We start from the raw sequence: 381 nt of genomic DNA, 5'->3' as shown, positions 1-381 counted from the left end.
CAATATCGCCACGACGTACAGGAATAGCTTTGTTAAAAATTGGTCCGTCAATCACGGTGGTGTGAAATTCTCCACCTTCACCGCATGGATCAATACCACGATCTTCCAATTCTTGGATGTATTCCAGTGTGAGAATTTTGCCTAAATCTTCGACTTGCATACCCAGTTTCAGATTAACCGTTACGAGAATACTGCGAAAACCAAGATTGATAAATTCTTCGACCACTTCACGGTGAGGTCGCAACCAAAGTGGCATGCCCAGTTTCAGTCCCACTTGCTGGGTCACCCGGTCATGCCAGCAGCCATGCTCCGGCATATCCAGGTCACCGGTAACCAGCACTTCTGCGCCATGTTGTTTGGCTTGATCGAGCAGGGCAATGA

The 381-nt window shown here is 48.0% G+C and carries 1 pseudogene; it reads right to left on the bottom strand.

What is annotated here, in order from left to right:
• Nucleotides 1-381: pseudogene (locus C3945_RS11770) on the bottom strand (hypothetical protein); the annotation flags it as partial.

This window comes from Alkalibacterium sp. MB6 (genome assembly GCF_009935905.1).
Taxonomy (GTDB): Bacteria; Bacillota; Bacilli; order Lactobacillales; family Carnobacteriaceae_A; genus Alkalibacterium.
Note: the sequence above shows the minus strand (reverse complement) of the source record. Positions and strands in the feature narration are given on the sequence as shown.